This is a genomic window from Kitasatospora putterlickiae (assembly GCF_039527695.1).
Taxonomy (GTDB): domain Bacteria; phylum Actinomycetota; class Actinomycetes; order Streptomycetales; family Streptomycetaceae; genus Kitasatospora; species Kitasatospora putterlickiae.
The window spans coordinates 13,528-16,273 of the sequence record NZ_BAAAKJ010000136.1 but is presented as its reverse complement, the minus strand read 5'-3'; the positions used below and the strand labels follow the sequence as shown (position 1 = coordinate 16,273).

Sequence of the window (2,746 nt, the reverse complement as noted above, 5' to 3'; positions counted from 1 at the left end):
GGCGGCACCGGCGCCGCGGCCCGGGCCGAGGTGCGGATCTCCGACAACGCGACGGACTACTCGGCGGACCGGGTCCGGCTGCGGCTGGTCCGGCAGGCGGCGCAGTACCTCGGCGAGGCGCTCGGCAAGGCGTCCTGAGCCGACCGGCGCACGGCACTACGCTCGTCGGGTACCGGAACGGCTGAGGGGATCCCAGATGCGGGCCGACAGGCGGCGTAACGGCGCGGGGCGCGGGCCCGGGGGAGGGACGGCGGCGGTCGTGCTCGCCGTCGGGCTGCTGGTGAGCGGGTGCTCGTCCGGCGGGGCGGGCCCGCAGACCGCCGCCCCGTCCGGCGGCGGGACACCGGGCTTCGCCGCGCCGGTGGTCACCCCGCTGGAGTCGCTGCCCGCCGCCGTTCCTACCGCGCTCTCCCCTTACTACGGGCAGGTGCTCGCCTGGCAGCCCTGCGACGAGGGCTACGAGTGCACCACCTTCCGGGTGCCGCTGGACTACGCGCACCCCGCCGACGGCGACCTCACCCTGGCCGCCGTCCGCGCCCCGGCCGTTCCCTCCGGCTCCGCCGCCCCCTCCACGGCCCCCTCCGGCTCCGCCGGCCGNCTCCCCCCGCCCCGCCTCGGCTCGCTGCTGCTCAACCCCGGCGGCCCCGGCGGCTCCGCCGTCGAGTACGTCGAGGGCGCGGCCCGCACGTACGACGCCGGCGTGCGCGCCCGGTACGACCTGGTCGGCCTGGATCCGCGCGGAGTCGGCCGCAGCTCCCCGGTCACCTGCCTGAGCGGCGAGCGGATGGACGCGTACACCGCCGTCGACATCAGCCCCGACGACCCGGTCGAGGTCGACGCCCTGGTGGCCGCCGCCAAGGAGTTCGCCGAGGGCTGCCGCCAGCGGGCCGGCGCCCGGCTCGGCCACCTGAGCACCGTCGAGGCGGCGCGCGACCTGGACGTGCTGCGCGCCCTGCTCGGCGACGAGCGGCTGAACTACGTCGGCAAGTCCTACGGCACCTTCCTCGGCGCGACCTACGCCGGCCTGTTCCCCGGCCGCACCGGCCGGATGGTGCTCGACGGCGCGATGGACCCCTCGCTCGACTCGCTCGCCGGGAACCGCACCCAGGCGGGTGGCTTCGAGACCGCCTGGACCGCCTTCGCCCAGGACTGCGCCACCCACGAGGACTGTCCGCTCGGCCGCACCGGGCAACAGGCCGGCGAGCGGCTCACCGCCCTGTTCGCGGCGATCGACGCGAACCCGCTGCCGACCGCCGACGGCACCCGTCGGCTCAGCGAGGCGCAGGCGACCACCGGCGTCATCCAGGCCATGTACGCCGACTTCCTCTGGCCACAGCTGCGCACCGCGCTCGCCGACGCCCGGGCCGGCGACGGCACCGGCCTGCTCAAGCTCTCCGACGCGTACTACGGGCGGGAGGCGGACGGCTCCTACCCCAACCTGATGTTCGCCAACATGGCGGTGAACTGCCTCGACCTGCCCGCGCCGTTCACCGGCCCGGACGACGCCGCGCGGGCGGTGCCGGAGTTCGAGCGGACCTCGCCGCGGTTCGGCCGGGACATGGCCTGGATGGCCCTGACCTGCACCTACTGGCCGGTCCCGGCCACCGGCGCGCCGCACACCGTCCGGGCCGCCGGCGCCACGCCGATCGTGGTCGTCGGCACCACCCGCGACCCGGCCACCCCCTACTCCTGGGCGCGGTCGCTGGCCGGGCAACTGGAGTCCGGGCGGCTGCTGACGTACGACGGGGACGGCCACACCGCGTACGGCCGCCACGACGCCTGCCTCGACGGCGCGGTCAACCGCTACCTGCTGGCCGGCGAGGCACCGGAGAACGGGACCCGCTGCGGGAACTGAGCAGGCGACCGGTACGAGGTTAGGATGAGCGACCCCCTCACCGCCTCCCCCCACCGGAGCCCACCGTGCTCGGAGTCAACGGCCTGGCGACGTACGTCCTCGGCGCCCTCGTCATCGTCCTCCTCCCCGGCCCCAACTCCCTCTACGTGCTGTCCGTCGCCGCCCGCAAGGGCGTCCGCACCGGCTACCAGGCCGCCGCGGGCGTCTTCGCCGGCGACTTCACGCTCATCAGCCTGACCGCGCTCGGCGCCGCCTCCCTCCTGGAGGCCAACCCGGCCGTCTTCGCCGTGGTCAAGTTCGGCGGCGCCGCCTACCTGCTCTGGATAGGCATCGGCATGCTCCGCGCCGCCCGCCAACTCTGGCGCGAGCACCGCGCCGCCCCGGAGACCCCCACCGCCACGGCGACCACCGACCCCGCCGAGTCCACCGAGCGCCCGTTCCGCCGCGCCCTGGTGATCAGCCTGCTGAACCCCAAGGCCATCCTCTTCCTGCTCTCCTTCTTCACCCAGTTCGTCGACCCCTCCTACGGCAGCCCGATACTCTCCTTCACCCTCCTCGGCGGCATCCTGCAGACCTTCAGCCTCATCTACCTCTCCCTGCTGATCTTCGCGGGCACCTCCCTCGCCTCCGCCTTCCGCCGCCGCAAGCGCCTCTCCGCCGGTCTCACCAGCGGCGTCGCCGCCCTCTTCGCCGGCTTCGCCGCCAAACTCGCCGTCTCCTCAGCCTGACCCCCCACCCCCGCCATCCCGTTACGGATCACCCGCGAACCTGTGTAGACTGGCCCGCGTTGCCACCACTTCGGCAACGGTGCCGCCTTAGCTCAGTTGGCCAGAGCAACGCACTCGTAATGCGTAGGTCGCGGGTTCGAATCCCGCAGGCGGCTCAGTGGGA

At 74.5% G+C, this 2,746-nt stretch carries 2 protein-coding genes and 1 tRNA gene; all 3 read left to right on the top strand.

Going from position 1 to position 2,746, the window contains the following annotated elements:
• Positions 1–196: 196 nt before the first annotated feature.
• Complete coding sequence (locus ABD308_RS14690; RefSeq protein WP_344333669.1) at positions 197–1,855, top strand: alpha/beta hydrolase; 1,659 nt, start codon at positions 197–199, stop codon at positions 1,853–1,855.
• Between the two features lie 65 nt (positions 1,856–1,920).
• Positions 1,921–2,583, top strand: a complete 663-nt coding sequence (leuE, locus tag ABD308_RS14685; protein ID WP_344333667.1) for a leucine efflux protein LeuE — start codon at positions 1,921–1,923, stop codon at positions 2,581–2,583.
• Between the two features lie 81 nt (positions 2,584–2,664).
• A tRNA-Thr gene (locus tag ABD308_RS14680) sits at positions 2,665–2,738 on the top strand.
• Positions 2,739–2,746: the final 8 nt, after the last annotated feature.